General features: G+C 47.5%; 17 protein-coding genes. 12 read left to right on the forward strand and 5 right to left on the reverse strand.

Annotated features, from left to right (window positions below; all coding sequences use genetic code 11):
- Positions 1-95: 95 nt before the first annotated feature.
- Complete coding sequence (locus tag PGL02S_RS00275) at positions 96-1,022, reverse strand: AraC family transcriptional regulator (RefSeq protein ID WP_036639430.1); 927 nt, start codon at positions 1,020-1,022, stop codon at positions 96-98.
- A gap of 183 nt (positions 1,023-1,205) precedes the next feature.
- Between PGL02S_RS00275 and PGL02S_RS00280 the strand changes: the two genes are divergently transcribed.
- Complete coding sequence (locus tag PGL02S_RS00280; protein WP_107338789.1) at positions 1,206-2,189, forward strand: aldo/keto reductase; 984 nt, start codon at positions 1,206-1,208, stop codon at positions 2,187-2,189.
- Between the two features lie 51 nt (positions 2,190-2,240).
- Here the strand turns inward: PGL02S_RS00280 and PGL02S_RS00285 are convergent, their stop codons facing one another.
- The gene (locus PGL02S_RS00285) at positions 2,241-2,468 is read right to left on the reverse strand and encodes a TetR-like C-terminal domain-containing protein (protein WP_255308609.1); all 228 of its coding nucleotides are present in this window, start codon (positions 2,466-2,468) and stop codon (positions 2,241-2,243) included.
- Positions 2,469-2,631: 163 nt separating this feature from the next.
- On the opposite strand from PGL02S_RS00285, the gene PGL02S_RS00290 reads away from it, so the two are divergent.
- Positions 2,632-3,603, forward strand: coding sequence for an alpha/beta hydrolase (locus PGL02S_RS00290; protein WP_036639425.1), 972 nt, complete (start codon positions 2,632-2,634; stop codon positions 3,601-3,603).
- 54 nt (positions 3,604-3,657) lie between these two features.
- Complete coding sequence (locus tag PGL02S_RS00295; RefSeq protein WP_006210139.1) at positions 3,658-4,638, forward strand: aldo/keto reductase; 981 nt, start codon at positions 3,658-3,660, stop codon at positions 4,636-4,638.
- A 123-nt stretch (positions 4,639-4,761) separates the two neighbouring features.
- Here the strand turns inward: PGL02S_RS00295 and PGL02S_RS00300 are convergent.
- Positions 4,762-5,906, reverse strand: a protein-coding gene (locus PGL02S_RS00300) for an IS3 family transposase (RefSeq protein ID WP_107338749.1) whose coding sequence is annotated in 2 segments (ribosomal slippage) — positions 4,762-5,612 and positions 5,612-5,906 — 1,146 coding nt in all. Because the reading frame shifts where the segments join, the coding sequence is not laid out codon by codon here.
- 274 nt (positions 5,907-6,180) lie between these two features.
- Between PGL02S_RS00300 and PGL02S_RS00305 the strand changes: the two genes are divergently transcribed.
- From PGL02S_RS00305 to PGL02S_RS00315, 3 genes are all read left to right on the forward strand, one after another.
- A complete protein-coding gene (locus PGL02S_RS00305; protein ID WP_006210843.1) occupies positions 6,181-7,635 on the forward strand; it encodes an aldehyde dehydrogenase family protein in 1,455 nt (484 codons plus the stop codon).
- 18 nt (positions 7,636-7,653) lie between these two features.
- Positions 7,654-8,529, forward strand: coding sequence for a methyl-accepting chemotaxis protein (locus PGL02S_RS29010; RefSeq protein ID WP_006210842.1), 876 nt, complete (start codon positions 7,654-7,656; stop codon positions 8,527-8,529).
- Between the two features lie 197 nt (positions 8,530-8,726).
- Positions 8,727-9,542, forward strand: a complete 816-nt coding sequence (locus PGL02S_RS00315) for a ZIP family metal transporter (protein ID WP_036639419.1) — start codon at positions 8,727-8,729, stop codon at positions 9,540-9,542.
- 109 nt (positions 9,543-9,651) lie between these two features.
- On the opposite strand, the gene PGL02S_RS00320 is transcribed toward PGL02S_RS00315, so the two are convergent.
- Complete coding sequence (locus tag PGL02S_RS00320; protein WP_006210840.1) at positions 9,652-9,765, reverse strand: hypothetical protein; 114 nt, start codon at positions 9,763-9,765, stop codon at positions 9,652-9,654.
- A gap of 184 nt (positions 9,766-9,949) precedes the next feature.
- Here PGL02S_RS00320 and PGL02S_RS00325 point away from each other — a divergent pair, with 184 nt between their 5' ends.
- Complete coding sequence (locus PGL02S_RS00325; RefSeq protein ID WP_036639418.1) at positions 9,950-10,603, forward strand: M48 family metallopeptidase; 654 nt, start codon at positions 9,950-9,952, stop codon at positions 10,601-10,603.
- Between the two features lie 312 nt (positions 10,604-10,915).
- On the opposite strand, the gene PGL02S_RS00330 is transcribed toward PGL02S_RS00325, so the two are convergent.
- Positions 10,916-11,569: a GntR family transcriptional regulator gene (locus PGL02S_RS00330; RefSeq protein ID WP_006210838.1), complete on the reverse strand. Its 654-nt coding sequence runs from the start codon at positions 11,567-11,569 to the stop codon at positions 10,916-10,918.
- Positions 11,570-11,794: 225 nt separating this feature from the next.
- Here PGL02S_RS00330 and PGL02S_RS00335 point away from each other — a divergent pair, with 225 nt between their 5' ends.
- Genes PGL02S_RS00335 through PGL02S_RS00355 form a run of 5 tightly spaced genes read left to right on the forward strand, consistent with a single transcriptional unit; the run spans position 11,795 to position 16,187 of the window.
- Positions 11,795-12,718 carry a phosphate/phosphite/phosphonate ABC transporter substrate-binding protein gene (locus PGL02S_RS00335; RefSeq protein ID WP_036639415.1) on the forward strand — a complete coding sequence of 308 codons (924 nt, stop codon included), beginning with the start codon at positions 11,795-11,797 and terminating at the stop codon, positions 12,716-12,718.
- A 24-nt stretch (positions 12,719-12,742) separates the two neighbouring features.
- The gene (gene phnC, locus PGL02S_RS00340) at positions 12,743-13,510 is read left to right on the forward strand and encodes a phosphonate ABC transporter ATP-binding protein (protein ID WP_036639413.1); all 768 of its coding nucleotides are present in this window, start codon (positions 12,743-12,745) and stop codon (positions 13,508-13,510) included.
- Between the two features lies 1 nt (position 13,511).
- Positions 13,512-14,303 (forward strand): phosphonate ABC transporter, permease protein PhnE, encoded by a 792-nt coding sequence (phnE, locus tag PGL02S_RS00345; protein ID WP_006210835.1) that lies wholly within the window; start codon positions 13,512-13,514, stop codon positions 14,301-14,303.
- Entirely contained in the window at positions 14,300-15,139 is an 840-nt protein-coding gene (gene phnE, locus PGL02S_RS00350) for a phosphonate ABC transporter, permease protein PhnE (RefSeq protein WP_036639410.1), read from the forward strand. Before phnE (PGL02S_RS00345) ends, phnE (PGL02S_RS00350) begins: the two co-directional genes overlap by 4 nt.
- A gap of 40 nt (positions 15,140-15,179) precedes the next feature.
- Positions 15,180-16,187 (forward strand): tyrosine-protein phosphatase, encoded by a 1,008-nt coding sequence (locus PGL02S_RS00355; RefSeq protein WP_036639408.1) that lies wholly within the window; start codon positions 15,180-15,182, stop codon positions 16,185-16,187.
- The last annotated feature ends 141 nt before the right edge of the window (positions 16,188-16,328 follow it).

The following is a 16,328-nucleotide window of genomic DNA, read 5'->3' on the forward strand; positions in this document are numbered from 1 at the left end:
CCTTGGAGTCTACACTCCGGGGGTGCTTTTTTTGCGATAATAGCATAGTCGTGCGGTTTACGTCGTTCGCCAAGCTATTATGCCAGATCCGTTCCTTAAAAGGTGTTGGCATCTCGCAAAACATCATACTTTTCCTTCAATTGCTTGATATCTGTTCTAGGCGGGCAACCGAATAGACGCGCATATTCCCGACTGAATTGGGATGGACTCTCATAACCAACCCGGAAGGCAACATCGGCGGCATCGGCTGATTCCGACAATAATAATCTCCTTGCTTCCTGTAATCTGAGCTGCTTTTGAAATTGCAGCGGACTCATGGCGGTTACCTCTTTAAAATGCCTATGGAACGAAGATACACTCATTCTCGCGGTCTCAGCTAAACTTTCGATACGGAGCGGTTGATCACGATGCCGGATAATTTGCTCAATAGTCTCTCTTATTCGATAAGTGCTGCTGTCTTCCATAGCGATTTGAGCCAATGCAACACCGTAAGGCCCTTGCAAGAGTCTAAACAAGATTTCTTTAGTATAAAGCGGCGCAAGGAATGATATTTCTGCAGGATGATCCAGCAAGCGTGCCAACCTAACCATGGCTTCCAGAAGTGATGCCTCCATCTGACCAACAAACAAAGCTCTTCTCGCGTTTTCCTTAGTCAGGATCGGAAGTTCGTATTCGTTGAGTACCTCAAGGATTTGATTCTGCGTAAACTCTAGCTTCAGGCTCAAAAAAGGAACTTCGTTCGAAGCATGTATGACCTGACCCACCACCGGCACATTCATGGAGGAAATCAGATAATCAGCGGGTCCGTACACATATCGTTCCTGCGCCAACAATACCTCTTTTGAACCTTGTGCAATAAAACATAGGGAAGGATTGTAGACCCGATGAACCGGCTCCGTAACTTGCAAGTGACGAATGAAAAATAATGATGGAATATCCGTCTTGTGAACCCCGCTTTGATTCGCATGTCGCTCCAATAGTTGTACCAGCACATTCCGGTGTTTGCGTATTTCCTCGGACATAAGCTCCTCCTTGTTATTTCACTTCTTTCAGTATAAGGCATGTTTCTCTACAGCGATAATGTAATGAGAGGATTAGGCAATCATTTAAGACAAATGAGATATCGATCTCCTTATAATCTATAGCATAATGAAATCATGTTATGTATGTAATCTAAACATGAATCAATGGGAGGGAAGATGATGATGCAAATGCGCGAATTAGGAACAAGCGGATTAAAGGTTACCGCCATTGGGCTTGGCTGCATGGGCATGAGTTATGGCTATGGCCCCGCAGCTGACAAGAAGGAAATGATATCGGTGATTCATGCTGCCATTGATCGAGGCGTTACTTTTTTTGACACAGCCGAAATATACGGTCCTTTCATCAACGAGGAACTGGTAGGAGAAGCGCTTGCGCCGTTCAAGGACAAGGTTGTATTGGCGACTAAATTTGGCATTAGGATGGTGGATGGCAAACAGGTCCAGGATAGTCGACCTCAATGCATCCGGCAATCCGTAGAAGGCTCGCTCAAACGGCTTGGCGTGGAAGCCATTGATCTCTATTATCAACATCGCGTGGATCCCAAGGTACCCATTGAGGAAGTGGCGGGCGTCGTGAAGGATCTTATCCAGGAGGGGAAGGTGAAGCATTGGGGTCTCTCGGAAGCAGGAGTCAAAACCATTCGTCGTGCGCATACCGTCCATCCCCTGACTGCGGTTCAGAGTGAATACTCCTTGTGGTGGAGACGTCCGGAGGAGGAATTATTGCCTGTTCTGGAGGAACTGGGTATAGGTTTTGTTCCATTCAGTCCTTTAGGTAAGGGATACTTAACCGGAAAAGTGAGTGCAGATACTGCCTTCGATGAAAATGATACGCGCCGTATCCTTCCACGATTTACGGCAGAGGCGATTCAAGCCAATCAAACATTGATTCGAGTACTTCAACAAGTATCTGAACCCAGAAACGTGTCTCTGGCTCAGGTAGCACTTGCATGGCTGCTTGCTCGGAAGCCCTGGATCGTTCCAATACCAGGTACACGAAAATTACATCGGTTGGAGGAGAATTTGGGAGCAGCCCAAGTGGAGTTGACGCCCGAAGATCTGCTTGCGATCAACTCGGCTACATCTCGAATCACGCTTACGGGTGACCGTTATCCCGAGGAACTGGAGAGAAGAACGGGTTTGTGATGGAAGAACGGGCTTTCAAGCACTTATGGCTGCTCGTATGTCAATTGGCTTTCATTCCAAAAAAGACCGTTCCACAGAACGAGTGGCTTTATCGATGAACGCTGCTACTTCTTCAGGGCTCTGGGTCATTCCGTTCTGAACCCACTCCTTAATCGCTGCTGCGCTGCCGCTGGATATAAATGAATATAAGGCTTCAGGCGTATGGACATCGATCTGCGGTGCTTGTTCCCTCCAAGTCTCGATACTGCGATCGTGCAAAATATAGATCACACGTTTCAGATAATCTCCATCTTGGTATAGCGGATTCTGCGGTCAACTTTCATGTTTTTGATTTTTTCGTTCGATAAGCGGCAATATTTATCGAACTGGCTGTTGATTATCTTACACAGTGTTACTATATTGTAAACACATTTTCAGATCAATATGTACTTGGAGGGAACTCATGAAAGTAACTTATACCATGATGGATAGGGAATTAAGATGGAGAGGAAAGCTTCTAGGTCTCTTATTGGGCACCTCCAGCGAAGCTAAATTTGTCAAAACGATGTTAAATCGAAAGAAACAAAGCGATAAACGGAAAGGCAGTCACATGGAAGGTTTAAATGTCCGTGAAGAATGGATTACACGTAAAGATGGCTCCAAACTGCGCATTCTAATTTATGAACCCCATCATACGAATGAAGAGGTTCCCGGTATCTTGTGGCTGCATGGAGGGGGGTATGCGATGGGTGTACCCGAAATGTTCGAGAATACGTACAAAAAATTAATGGACACCAGCAGCTGTGTCATCATCGCTCCCGATTATCGTCTATCCATCGAAGCACCCTATCCAGCAGCATTGGAGGATAGCTATGACGCTCTTCTATGGATGAAGAATCATGCCAGGGAGCTGAGCATCCGAAGTAATCAATTGATGGTAGGAGGGGAAAGCGCGGGGGGAGGACTAACGGCTGCCCTTACGCTTTATGCAAGGGATAAAAGAGAAGTGAACATCGCTTTTCAAATGCCGTTGTATCCAATGATTGATGATCGAATGATGACGGAATCGGCCAAGGAGAATAACGCTCCTATATGGAACTCCGACATGAACCAATGGGCTTGGAAGTTATACCTTGGGGACCGCTACGGAAAAGAGGTGTCTCCCTATGCCGCGGCTGCCAGAGCCACCGATTACACCCATCTTCCGCCTACCGTCACTTATGTCGGTGATCTCGAACCATTCCGGGATGAAACCATTCATTACGTGGAGAAATTAAAGCAAGCAGGCGTTCCGGTTGATTTCGAGTTGTACCAGGGCTGTTATCATGGTTTTGATATCATTAACCCTAAAGCGGCGGTAAGCCAAAAGGCAGTCGCGTTTTTCTTGCAATCGTATCAATATGCGGTGTCGCATTATTTTGCAGAACAAAAATAGAGAAGAAGAGTGAATGGCGTCTATAGTAACTATGGGAAAGCGAGGAGTAATCATATGAATTATGCGAAGCTTGGAAATACAGGCTTGGATGTGTCCCGGCTGTGCCTTGGCTGCATGGGCTTTGGATCGGCAGAGGGCTGGGTTCATCCATGGGTACTTGATGAAGAGAACAGCCGCCCCATTATTAAGAAAGCCTTGGAATTGGGCATCAATTTTTTTGATACGGCAAATGTCTACTCACTTGGACATAGCGAGGAAATCGTGGGGCGTGCTCTGAAGGATTATGCCAATCGCGATGAAATCGTGCTAGCCACGAAGATTAACGGACGCATGCACGAAGGTCCGAACGGCGCCGGACTTTCCCGAAAGGCCATCATGAGTGAGATAGATAAAAGTTTAAAACGACTGGAAACCGATTATGTGGATTTGTACCAGATTCACCGCTGGGATTACAACACGCCCATTGAAGAGACAATGGAAGCCTTGCATGATGTGGTGAAGGCCGGTAAGGCCAGATATATTGGAGCTTCAGCCATGTATGCATGGCAGTTCCAAAAGGCATTGTTTGTTGCCGAGAGTAATGGTTGGACTCGATTTGTATCCATGCAGAACCATCTAAACCTCATCTACCGTGAGGAAGAGAGAGAAATGCTGCCTCTTTGCAAGGAGGAGAAGATCGGCGTGATTCCATATAGTCCGCTTGCCGGTGGGAGATTGACAAGAGATCCGCAGGAATCCACGCTTCGTTCCGAAACCGATCAAATCGCAAAACAGAAATACGATGGGACCGCAGCATCTGATCGCTTGATTGTTGATCAGGTTGCAGCTATAGCGAAAAAACACGGCGTTCCGCGCGTTCAAATCGCACTTGCCTGGCTGCTGCAGAAAGAGCCGGTCACGGCTCCCATTGTTGGCGCTACGAAGCTATCCCATCTTGAGGATGCGGTCGCGGCTCTTAGCATAACATTAACAGCTGAAGAAATTGCATCATTGGAAGAACCGTATGTACCTCATCGGATCGTGGGACATCAGTAATGGGTGCGAGTTGAACAGGGGCGAAACCTATACGTTGGAGACGAGACAAAAATATATATGCTTTATAAGTCGCCATGGGACTGACCCCCGTTTGTGAGACAGGGATCAAAACACCTTGCAAGTTTAAGCAGCCAGTTGGCGGAAATGAACCGGCGACTGGTTGTTTAGTTTTGTTTGAATGCGAATTGAGTTATAGTATGTTATGTAGTCTCGAACGGTCTGCTCGACGATGGCCGTCGTCGTACAGGTTAAACCTTCGAGATAGAACGTTTCAGACTTTAGCGTGGAATGAAACGATTCGATGGGGGCATTATCAGCGGGCGTACCCTTGCGGGACATGCTCATGGTAATGCCTTTTCCCTTTACAGCTTCTTGATAAGCCTGAGAGGTGTAGACGCTGCCCTGATCGCTATGGAGCATGGCGCCCGACAGCGTGGGCAGCTGATCCAGCGTGTCCAGGACAAACCCAGTGTCTTGCTTGTCAGATATACTGTATGCCACAATCTCTCCGTTAAACAAGTCCAAGATGCTCGACAGGTATAACGTTTTTCCGCCAAACGGCAAATACGTAATGTCTGTCACGAGTTTTTGCATGGGAGCATCGGCCTCAAACTGACGCTTTAACAAGTGTTCTGCGATGTAAGTTGGCTGCCCTGTAGGTTTGCGTTTCTTCACTTTGACACGACATTGGAGCCCCTCTCGCTGCATAATCCGCTGCACGCGTTTATGGTTAATCTTGTGCTCCATCCGAAGCAGTGCCGTGATCTTCCGATATCCGTAACGAAATTTATGCTGACTACAGAGTTCACGAATCTTCTCTACCATGTGATCTTTATATGGGCTCCCGTAGGCGGCTTTCCAACGATAGTAAGTGGAGCGAGAAAGCCCGATCCATGCACACGCTTGAGCCACACTGACTTCCCCTCGAACGGACTCAACCCACTCTACTACAGTCTTTGGCGACACCTCCTTTGCATTTCCGCGAACTTTTTTAGCGGATCTAATTGTTGCTTTAGAAACCGATTTTCCGCCTGCACCTTCTCCAGCTCTGACGTATATTCAGGCCCTTTACCATAGCTGTATTGTTTACCGACAGGCTGCTCCAACCGGTTCCATTGGCCGCTGCGATACCATCTCATCCAGGTCTCTACTTGTGTCTTATTTCGTATGTTCAGTTGGTCCATGACTTCTTTCACTGGAATGCCATCTAGTCTCATTTCAATGGCTTTTTTCTTCACTTCTACCGGATAGCTAACTCTTGTTGCCAACGCAAAAACACCTCCAAGGTTGTCTCCATATCTTACGACATGGTTGCATTCTCTTGAAGGTGTTTTAATTTGTCTCACGCTATGGGGTCAGTCCCCCATATTGGCGGCTTTTTTATTTTGTACCATTCACTTGAATGTACGAGAAGAGGTTGAAGAACATTCTGGGGTGCAGAATTTTGGCAATATGAAAAAATTTACCTTAACAAACAATGGATATTTTGTCGATAAATATATGGGGTAGTAACAACAAATTTATCGACATAGGAGGCAGAATATGGACTATTTACAGTTAGGAAAGCAATTCATAGACGGGGAATGGAGAGATGGTAGTAGCAGTATAACGCTGCCTGATATCAATCCTTATAATGATGAGGTAATCACCGCATTTCAAATCGCCAGTGTTGCTGACATTGATGCTGCTTATCAAGCGGCCTGTAAAGCTCAGCTGGAATGGGACAAGGTTAATCCTTACAATAAACGCGATATCCTTGAGAATGCCGTTAAATATATTGAAGTGAATGAGGAAGAGATTACGTCCATTATTGTTCAGGAGCTGGGCGGAACGCGGCTGAAGGCCGCATTTGAAATCGGTCTTGTGAAAAATATCATAAAGGAAGCAGCTACATTCCCTCTTAGAATGGAGGGTAAGATTCTGCCTTCTGTAGAGAACGGCAAGGAGAACCGGCTGTACCGTATGCCCGCTGGCGTAGTTGGGGTGATCAGTCCGTTTAACTTCCCTTTCTTCCTGTCCATGAAATCAGTTGCACCGGCGCTGGGTGCTGGCAATGGAGTGGTACTGAAACCGCACGAGGATTCACCTATTACGGGTGGAACTCTGATTGGCAAGATTTTTGAGGAAGCCGGTGTACCGAAGGGCCTGTTGAACGTAGTGGTGACAGATATCAAGGAGATCGGCGATGCGTTTGTTGAGCATCCGATCCCGAGAATTATTTCCTTTACGGGTTCCACTAAGGTTGGGAGCTATATTGGACAATTGGCTGTCAAGAATTTCAAAAAACCGCTGCTGGAGCTTGGGGGAAATAGCGCGTTCATTATTATGGAGGATGCGGATATCGACTACGCGGTGCAAGCGGCGACATTCAGCAGATTCACGCACCAAGGTCAGATTTGCATGTCGGCCAACCGAATTCTGGTACAGAAGACGATCTATCAGGAATTTATCGATAAATTCGGAGCGAAGGTCTCTACGCTTACAACAGGTGACCCGAGTGATCCTCAGACCATCCTTGGACCCGTCATCAACAACCGTCAGGCAGAGACACTGCAGCAGCTGATTGCACAGGGCATTGAGCAAGGGGCGGTTCCGCTGTTGAAAGGTCAGATTACGGGCAGAATGGTGGAGCCTACCATCCTCATAGACGTCAAACCGGATATGGTGGTAGCGCAAGAGGAGCTGTTTGGCCCGGTTGTGTGTATCATTCCGTTCGAAACAGAAGCAGAAGCTATTGAAATTGCCAACCATTCACGTTTTGGGCTTAGCGGGGCTATTCATACCTCCAATCTGGAGCGTGGGGTAGAGATGGCGAAGAAAATCCACACCGGTATGATCCATGTGAATGATGTCACGATTAACGACGAGCCGATTGTTGCTTTTGGGGGAGAGAAACAGTCCGGGCTGGGCCGCTTGAATGGGGCATGGAGCCTGGATGAATTCACCACGATGAAGTGGATATCGGTTCATTACGGACAAAGGAAATTCCCGTACTAAGGGCTGGGGGGAGATAGGATGGTAAATGTGACTGAAGTTCAAACACAGCATGAGCTGATCCGAGCTTTTGTAAGGATAGCTCCACTGCTGAATAATCTTACGAATGATGACATCACCATTGGCATATATGATACGGAGAAACTGATCATCAACTATCCGGGCAAAACGTTCTCATTGAATGTGAGCCCAGGCGACCCTTTAATGGAAGGGGATATCGTCACTAACGCGATCAGGAATAATACGGCTCTATCCGCGGTCGTTCCGAAAGAGCTGTTTGGTTTCCCGCTTGCTGCACGCGCGATCCCGCTGCATGACGAGCAGGGCCGCGTTATTGGCGGCGTAGGCATGGGGACCAGCCTCGAGAAAGCGAATAAGCTTTTTGAGATGGCCGAAAGCTTCTCTGCTATTGTCGAACAGACAACGGCGTCCATTGAAGATATAAGCCAATCGGTTTCTCACCTCACCGAGCGTGTAACCAACGTAACGACTCAAATGAAGGACGTCAGCTCAAGTGCTCAGCAGATCGGTAAGATTTCCACCGTGGTTAAGGAGATTTCGGAGCAGAGTAACATGCTGGGGCTGAATGCTTCCATCGAAGCAGCAAGAGCAGGTGAAGCGGGAAGAGGTTTCTCCGTCGTTGCCGATGAGATCCGGAAGCTGGCGACCATCTCCAAAGAGAATGTGGATCGGATTAATGGAATTACGAAGAATATTCAGGAACTGCTGCTGGGATTAAATCATGCTTTTTCTGATATTCACACGTTAACTGACAGCCAGTCAGGGGCGATTCGAGAATTCTCGGTAACGATCCAGGAAATAAGCAATAAAGCCGAGGAATTAGCCCAGGTGGCAGAAGAAACTCTTTTCTCAAAAGAAAGCAAGCCCATTGTTTAGTATCGAAGAAGCCGCGATCATCGCGGCTTTTTTTGTTGGAAACCGACGCGGGTGAGATACAGTCACGTTAATATGGTTAATAAGTTCATAGAAGATCAGTCAGCCCGATGATAGGATATAAATACATGTAGGGCTCTTATTTAGGGGATACTATTTGTCGATTCATTTTAATATTTTGAAGAAGGAGCTCTTGCACAGTGGTAGACTTCCTAATGAAATTCAATCCGATTACGCAAGCATTCATTGCGACTTTGTTTACATGGGGAATGACTGCATTAGGGGCAGCCCTTGTGTTTATGACAAAAACATTAAACCAGCGACTATTGGACAGCATGTTAGGTTTCGCCGGTGGTGTCATGATTGCCGCTAGTTATTGGTCTTTATTAGCGCCAGCTATAACCATGTCGGAAGGAAATCCCATAGGGAACTGGTTTCCGGCAGCCTTTGGATTCTTATTAGGCGGGGTGTTTCTGTGGGGAATTGATAAAATATTACCTCACCTTCATCCCAATTCTTCGATTGCTGGTGCGGAAGGATATCTTCCAAAACGAAGAAAAAGAAGTACATTGCTGGTGCTCGCCATTACGCTTCATAATATTCCGGAAGGCTTGGCAGTAGGGATAGCCTTTGGTGCGCTCGCCCATGGGGGAACCGAAGCTTCCCTGGCTGGTGCTCTGACGCTGGCCCTCGGCATTGGCATACAAAACTTCCCGGAAGGCGTGGCGGTTTCCATGCCTCTAAGAGGAGAAGGGATGTCTCGAAGAAAGAGCTTTTTCTATGGACAGTTTTCGGGTATGGTCGAGCCCATCGCTGCCGTAATCGGTGCAGTGGCTGTCTCATTTATTGAACCTTTATTACCTTACGCATTAAGCTTTGCAGCTGGAGCTATGATCTTTGTAGTAGCCGAAGAGGTTATACCCAGTTCGCAAGAAAAAGGCAATAAGGATCTAGCGTCAATGAGTTTAATGTTCGGCTTCACATTGATGATGATTCTTGATGTTGCATTAGGATAAATGACAGGAACATGTATGTATAGAGAATTCAATTTTCTTAGAGAAGAAGGCCATGAAGGATGATTCCTTTCATGGCCTTTTACTGAGCTAGGCTGATGATTGGTTCTTATTAGATAAAAGCACTTGTGATGATAACCAGCAAGATGAACAATACCAAGATTGCTCCTACACCGTTACCATATCCACCATATCCACCATATCCACCTTCTACTACTTCTCCCATGGCTCATTCCCTCCTCCTTGTAAAGCATATGATATTCTATGATGATCTGATGGAAAGGACAGGGTGTTCCGGCAATGAAGTTTTGAAGTGGGTAGAATCAGAGCTAGAGAGCGATAATGAAGCAGCTTAATCCAGCTCGATTCTGTTACAATAGATATACTATCTTATAGAAATGATGTTGATCATGAAAATTGAACTGGGACACCAACAAATCGAAATTCATGTGGAATACGGTCCACGGAAAAAACTCTCGATCCATATCCATCCCTCAGGGCTGGTTACGGTGAAGGCACCGAATTATACGAGTGATGATGTGGTGATACATACCGTAAGGCAGTATGAGAACAAGATATTGAAGCAATTGCAAGCCATCGAAGCAGCACGTACCTCACCGAAGGTCAGGGAATACGAAGAGGAAGGCAAGTTCCTTCATCTCGGTCAATATTGTTCGCTTCATGAGTTAATCGAGACGAAGGGGCGTACGGAAGAAGAGCTTCAGAACGATTTGAAGAAGTTCTATTTTGCAAGCTGCAAGAAGGTAGTCGGTGAACGCATCAAAATCTATCAGAAGCTGCTGAAAGTCACGCCTAAATCCTTCATCATCGAGGAGTCCCGAACAAAATGGGGCAGCTGCAGCTCGGCTAAACATCTCACCTTCAACTATCGTCTTGCGATGGCGCCCATCGAGGTCATTGACTACGTGGTCATTCATGAGCTTTGTCATCTCTTGCATATGAACCACGATCGATCCTTTTGGCGGCTTGTCGGAAGTGTAATGAAGGATTACAAGGAAAAGGAAGCATTCCTCGCCAGGTATGGTCACGCCATGACATTGTAACGCTTCAAGAAGCTCCGTGGAGATGCTTGTGGACAAAACACCTCTACTCGGGGTGAATCTGTCACCCTGTATGATCTATCCGTCTACATCAATGCCATACGAAGTGGATGGGATTACACGCTTGTGAACAATATAATGGGCATAATAAACGCCGATTTTCTTAAGGATGAATTGCATTTAGATAAGCAGCTGAACAAAAATCAAGATAGAACTTCATGTGGACGATAACTCAAGTTATCACAAGAAGAGAACGCCTGAATCAGGCGTTCTCTTTATATTCTTTTCAAGCCTGTTTTGTTCCAGGACGGTCTTTTAAAACCGCCCTGTAGCCAGCATACGCTCTCTGGATATGCGGCTGAGAGAGAGGACGACCGCCTGCGCTGCTCCATAATCATGGCTTGATAGAGCTTGAAGTGTATCCCGGTTGATTCCGATCGCGCTGTAATGCTTGATATGTGGAGTTTGCTTGAAGCGGACGATCGCATACATGCATAATTTATCCCGAAATGAGTCAAACGTGCTCAGCATTACGCCGTTGCCCAAGGATTCTACAATTTCTCGCATTAATAGGAAATGATGCTTGGTGTATAACGGATAATCATCCATCTGCTCGGCGATTCGCTGTGCCTCAACATGAGCTGCAAGCGACTCCAAGTTTAGGCGAATCTCCCGCTTCGGGTCTTTCATGATTTCGAAACAATAGAAGAGCATGGACTGAATTTGTTCAATTAAATCGAGAAACTCCTTGCTGCTCACTTCCTTGACCAACACGCCGCGATTTTTGAGAGAGGTAACATAGCCTTCCGACTCCAGACGGGCAATCGCATGGCGGACCGGTGTACGGCTCATTTGATACTCCTCGGCTAATTCATTCTCCGATAGCAGGGTGCCCGGCATGAGTTCTCCGAGAACCATCCGCTCACGCAGCAGCAGGTATGCTGTGTCGACAAGCGATATTTTGTTCATATAAGTAGTTCCTTTCTGCCCACGACCAGTGTTTCTTGAGATGGTCTCTTTCGACACTCCACGTTATTTTAACATTTTACCCTATATTAACAGTCTTCTAAGAAGGTGCGCAACCAATTCGGAAATTTAACAAACCTGTTCATCTGCGAAGATATCCTTCTTACATTCAACTTGTATCCTACTTGTGTACCACAGAATATGAGATCTATTTCAGGAGGATATAGGATGCTAAAAAACAAAAGACACACAGGTCGCCAAAGTTTGATTCTAACGCTTGTCATGATGATGGTTATTCTCTCCGGCTGCGGAACTGCCGCAAGTTCCGAATCCGGGAGCGAAGGAATTCCGGAAGTCATCCGCGTGGGCATGATGCCAAGTGAAGAGGGGGAGATGAATCGTTCCCAGGAGCAGCTGGCCAAAGACATTACAGATGCAACAGGCATTCCTGCCGAAATATTTGTAGCTGAGGATTACAATATGGTTATTGAAGCGCTTCGTGCAGGTAAAATCGAGATTGGACTCATTGGTCCGTTTGGCTACATCATCGCAACGGAGCGGGCGAACGCCAAGCTGCTTGTCCGTTCTGAAAGTGGACAATCATCCAACACCGTCATTCTCGTTCGTGAAGACTCCCCTTATCAAAGTGTAAAAGATTTGAAAGGCAAAGATTTTCTATTCGTCGATCCGGCATCGACTTCAGGTAACTTGTATCCCCGTGCCACGCTGATGAATGAACTCGGCCTGGCAAACAATGAGCTGGAATCCTTTTTCGGCAGCGTCGCCTTCTCGGGCGGACATGACAAATCGCTCCTTGCCCTGGCAAATAACAATGCCGACGCAATCGGAACGTCCAGTTTGATGCTGCCGATGCTGGCAGAATCGGGTCTTGTTAAAGAAGAAGATTTCCGCGTGATCGCCGAGTCCGAGCCCATCGTTGGCGGTGCTCCGCTGCTGTATCGGCAAGATCTGCCTGAAGAGCTGGTAACCAAGCTTCGAGAGCTTATGCTGGATTATCACACTAAAAATCCTGAGTTTATGGAAAGCGTAGGCGCTTCTTCATTTGTAGAGGGGAGCGACAGTGATTTTGATCCGATTCGTAAAGTCGCTAAAGCGCTTGAAATGTCCCCTGAGGAATTGCTGAGCAAATAGAGATAAACAAGGGAGGATTTAAACATGACACTATTGCAAGTGGAAGGCCTGTCTAAAATATATCCGGATGGAACCAAAGCACTTGACAACCTGAATTTAGAGATTCGTCCGGGAGAGTTCGTTGTTGTTATCGGACCCAGTGGTGCCGGCAAGAGCACATTGCTGCGCAGCTTGAACCGTATGATCGAGCCGACAAACGGGAAGATACGTTTTAAAGGCGAGGAGACAATGGGGATCAAGGGGAAAAAGCTGCGCGAAATGCGCCGCCATATGGGCATGATTTTTCAGGGATATAATCTTGTCACCCGCGTAACGGTAATCAAAAATGTGCTTCATGGCCGCCTCGGTTATATGAGTCCGTTCAAGGGCGCGCTTGGCCTCTACTCCAAATCGGATACGGAAGCTGCCAAGAGCATGCTGCAGCGTGTCGGGTTATATGAGCAAATGTACAAACGCGCCGATGAGCTTAGTGGAGGCCAGCAGCAGCGAGTAGGGATTGCGCGAGCCTTATCCCAGAAGCCGGACTTGATATTAGCGGATGAACCGATTGCGAGCCTGGATCCGGCTTCCTCCGAGACGATCATGCATTATCTGTACACGATCTGCAAGGAAGAGGGCATCGCCTGCCTGTGCAATCTTCATCAGGTTGAAATCGCCAAGAAGTATGCCACCCGCATCATTGGTATCCACAAAGGTTCCAAAGTGTTTGACGGGTCCCCCGAGGAGCTCACAGACGATATGATCCAGCTCATCTACAACCAGAGCCATGCTAGAGTGAAGGAGACCGCCTGACATGAATGCGGCACAAATGCAATCCGCTCGTAAAATGAAACGGACCCAGACGATACTGTTCCTCATCGTGCTGCTGGCTCTTGTTATCTGGTCTTCAATCGGCGCCGAATTTTCGCTTCCCGCGCTGTTTGCAGGGGTGGGGGAAAGCTTTCGCTTTATCTTTCTCGATTTTCTGCCGCCGGATTTCTCTTCACTGCCGAAGCTCCTCGAGCCTGCGATGCAGACCATATACATGAGCGTCGTGGCGATGGTTATCGGTTCGATTGTAGCCGGACTCCTGTCCTTCTTAGCGGCAGCCACGACAAGTCCGCATCCTTATCTGCAGGTGTTTGTCCGAGCGGCTACGTCGTTGTTCCGGAACATTCCGGTTGTCATCTGGACTATCCTGCTGGTCGCAGCTTTCGGGCTCGGCACTATCGTTGGCACGATGTCGCTCATATTGATCTCGATTGGCATGCTGACCCGATCCTTTGCGGAGGTGCTTGAGGAAATCGACATGGGCCAGGTGGAAGCGGTTCGCGCGGCTGGAGGTAGTTATTTTCAAGTATTGTCTCAAGCGGTCATCCCGCAATTCATGCCTGGATTTATCGGCTGGAGCCTGTACAATTTCGAAATTAATGTGCGCGCTTCGACGATTGTCGGGATGGTTGGCGGGGGAGGCCTCGGTTTTATTCTGCAATCCAATCTGAAATTGTTTCAGTACCAGAAAGCCAGCATGGCTGTACTTCTCGTGCTTGTCATTGTTCTTGTAGTTGAAACGATCACCAATCGTGTAAGGGAGCGGATCATATGAGGGCGCAATGGAATGAGCCAAAACCATCCCTGACGGTGCTTACGTCTATGGCGGAGCCCAAAAAACCCAAAAAGAACCGCCTTCTTGTGGTGGGAATGCCTCTTGTTGCCTTGCTGTTTGTGTTCAGCTTAATTCAGCTGCAATTCGACTATTCTCGGATCGCCGCAGGTTTCATGAAGCTCATGGGCATTGTCCAAGTCATGTTTCCTCCCGACTTTACGGCGTGGCGGCATGTGCTTCTGGCAGCGATGGAATCGTTGCAGGTCGCCATTCTGGGAACCGTGCTGGGTATCCTGATTGCTTTTTTTCTCTCCTTTTTGGCAGCAAGCAATCTGACGCCCCATCCGTTCATTGCGTGGATCATCCAAAGTGCCGCTTCGCTGCTGCGTGCGATACCGACTGTCGTGTGGGCGCTTATTTTTATCGTGTCTGTCGGGCTTGGATCGCTTCCAGGCGTGCTGGCTATTACCGTGTCTGCGGCAGGCATGCTCATTAAAGTATTCGCGCAATCGCTGGAAGAGGTCGACAAAGGCGTGCTGGAAGCGATGCAGGCCACCGGCGCCAGCTGGCTTGCCATCGTCATGCAGGGTATTTTGCCAACGGTAAAGACGGCCTTTATTGCCTGGTGCGTACTGCGGTTCGAGGGGGACCTTGGAGAATCTACGATTCTTGGCGCAGTCGGTGCAGGCGGTATCGGATATGAGCTGACCCATGCGATGAAATCGTATAATTTTGCCGGGGCTTTGTTTGTCGGTCTCGTTATCTTTATCATGGTATTCAGCGTAGAGCTTGTGGCGAATCGATATAAAATGAATCTGAAAGTTCGTAAACACTAACCACTTGTTAAATAAAAATAGGAAATGAGGAGTTCTGATCATGTCTATATCAATATCAAACAACCTAGTAAAGCAGGGCCCCTTAGTTCAAGCCAAATACAGCGTCGGCAACCGGATTACGATGTCCTGGAATACGGCTGCACATGTTGAAGTCGAGGGCATCTACCTTTCATATCAACTGGAATTTGACGAGTCCCAAAGCGCGCGGCTTGAAGCTCATATCGATCTGGAGGCTGCTTCTGTAACAAGAACACAGTCCCCGGGTCGCAATTACTATCACCTAAAGTTCAACGATGGCTCTGTCTCAACAATATATGACCGTATGATCAATACAGACGGAGTGATCAATTTCCGTGATATGGGCGGATACCTTACAGAGGATGGACGGACCACTCGCTGGGGAGCACTGCTTCGCTCCGCCGATCTGCATGAACTGAGTGAGCAGGATCTGCATATTGCGGGTACACTCGACATTGACTGGATATGCGACTTGCGCAGCGATTTCGAGGTAGCGAAACGTCCGAGCCCCGCAATGGGCAAGGCAATCAATACGAATATCCCCTTTATGGCGGAAGCTAATCCGGAGGATATGCAGAAGATCGGACTTGACCTGAACGCAGGTTACAAAGCCATGATGATGAATACGGAGAAGTGTTCGCTCATTCTTCATGAGCTGTTACAGGAAGGTCGGCACACGTCTTTGTTCCACTGTGCTGCCGGCAAGGACCGCACAGGGGTGGTATGCGCGCTTATTCTTCTCACGCTGGGTGTGCCGCGCGATGTGGTCATCGAGGATTACGAATTGACCAATCTGGCGGTGGATGAACTCATGAAGCGTTTCCTGGCAGACAGCAAGGATTACATGGACCATATGCCTGAGTTAATGGGAAAGACAGGAGAGATCCCGGAAATGATGAAAGCTAACTTTATACAGGCTTCGCTCGAAGCAATTGATGAGAATTACGGATCCTTTGATCGGTATCTTCATGAAGGGCTTGGCGTTACTGAGGAAGAAAGAACGGTACTTAAAAACAAGTACTTGGTATAGATGGACGTCTTACTCGTAGAATAATGATCAGCTCAACCGTACCCATACGTTCACGTACATTCCATCCTCATAGTCTGCGGATTGTTAAACTATACGGTTGGTTTGTCTTGAATGTTCAAACACCCTCTTTAAACAAGAGGG

It is taken from the genome of Paenibacillus glucanolyticus NBRC 15330 (genome assembly GCF_004000885.1).
In the GTDB taxonomy this organism is placed as follows: domain Bacteria; phylum Bacillota; class Bacilli; order Paenibacillales; family Paenibacillaceae; genus Paenibacillus_AQ; species Paenibacillus_AQ glucanolyticus.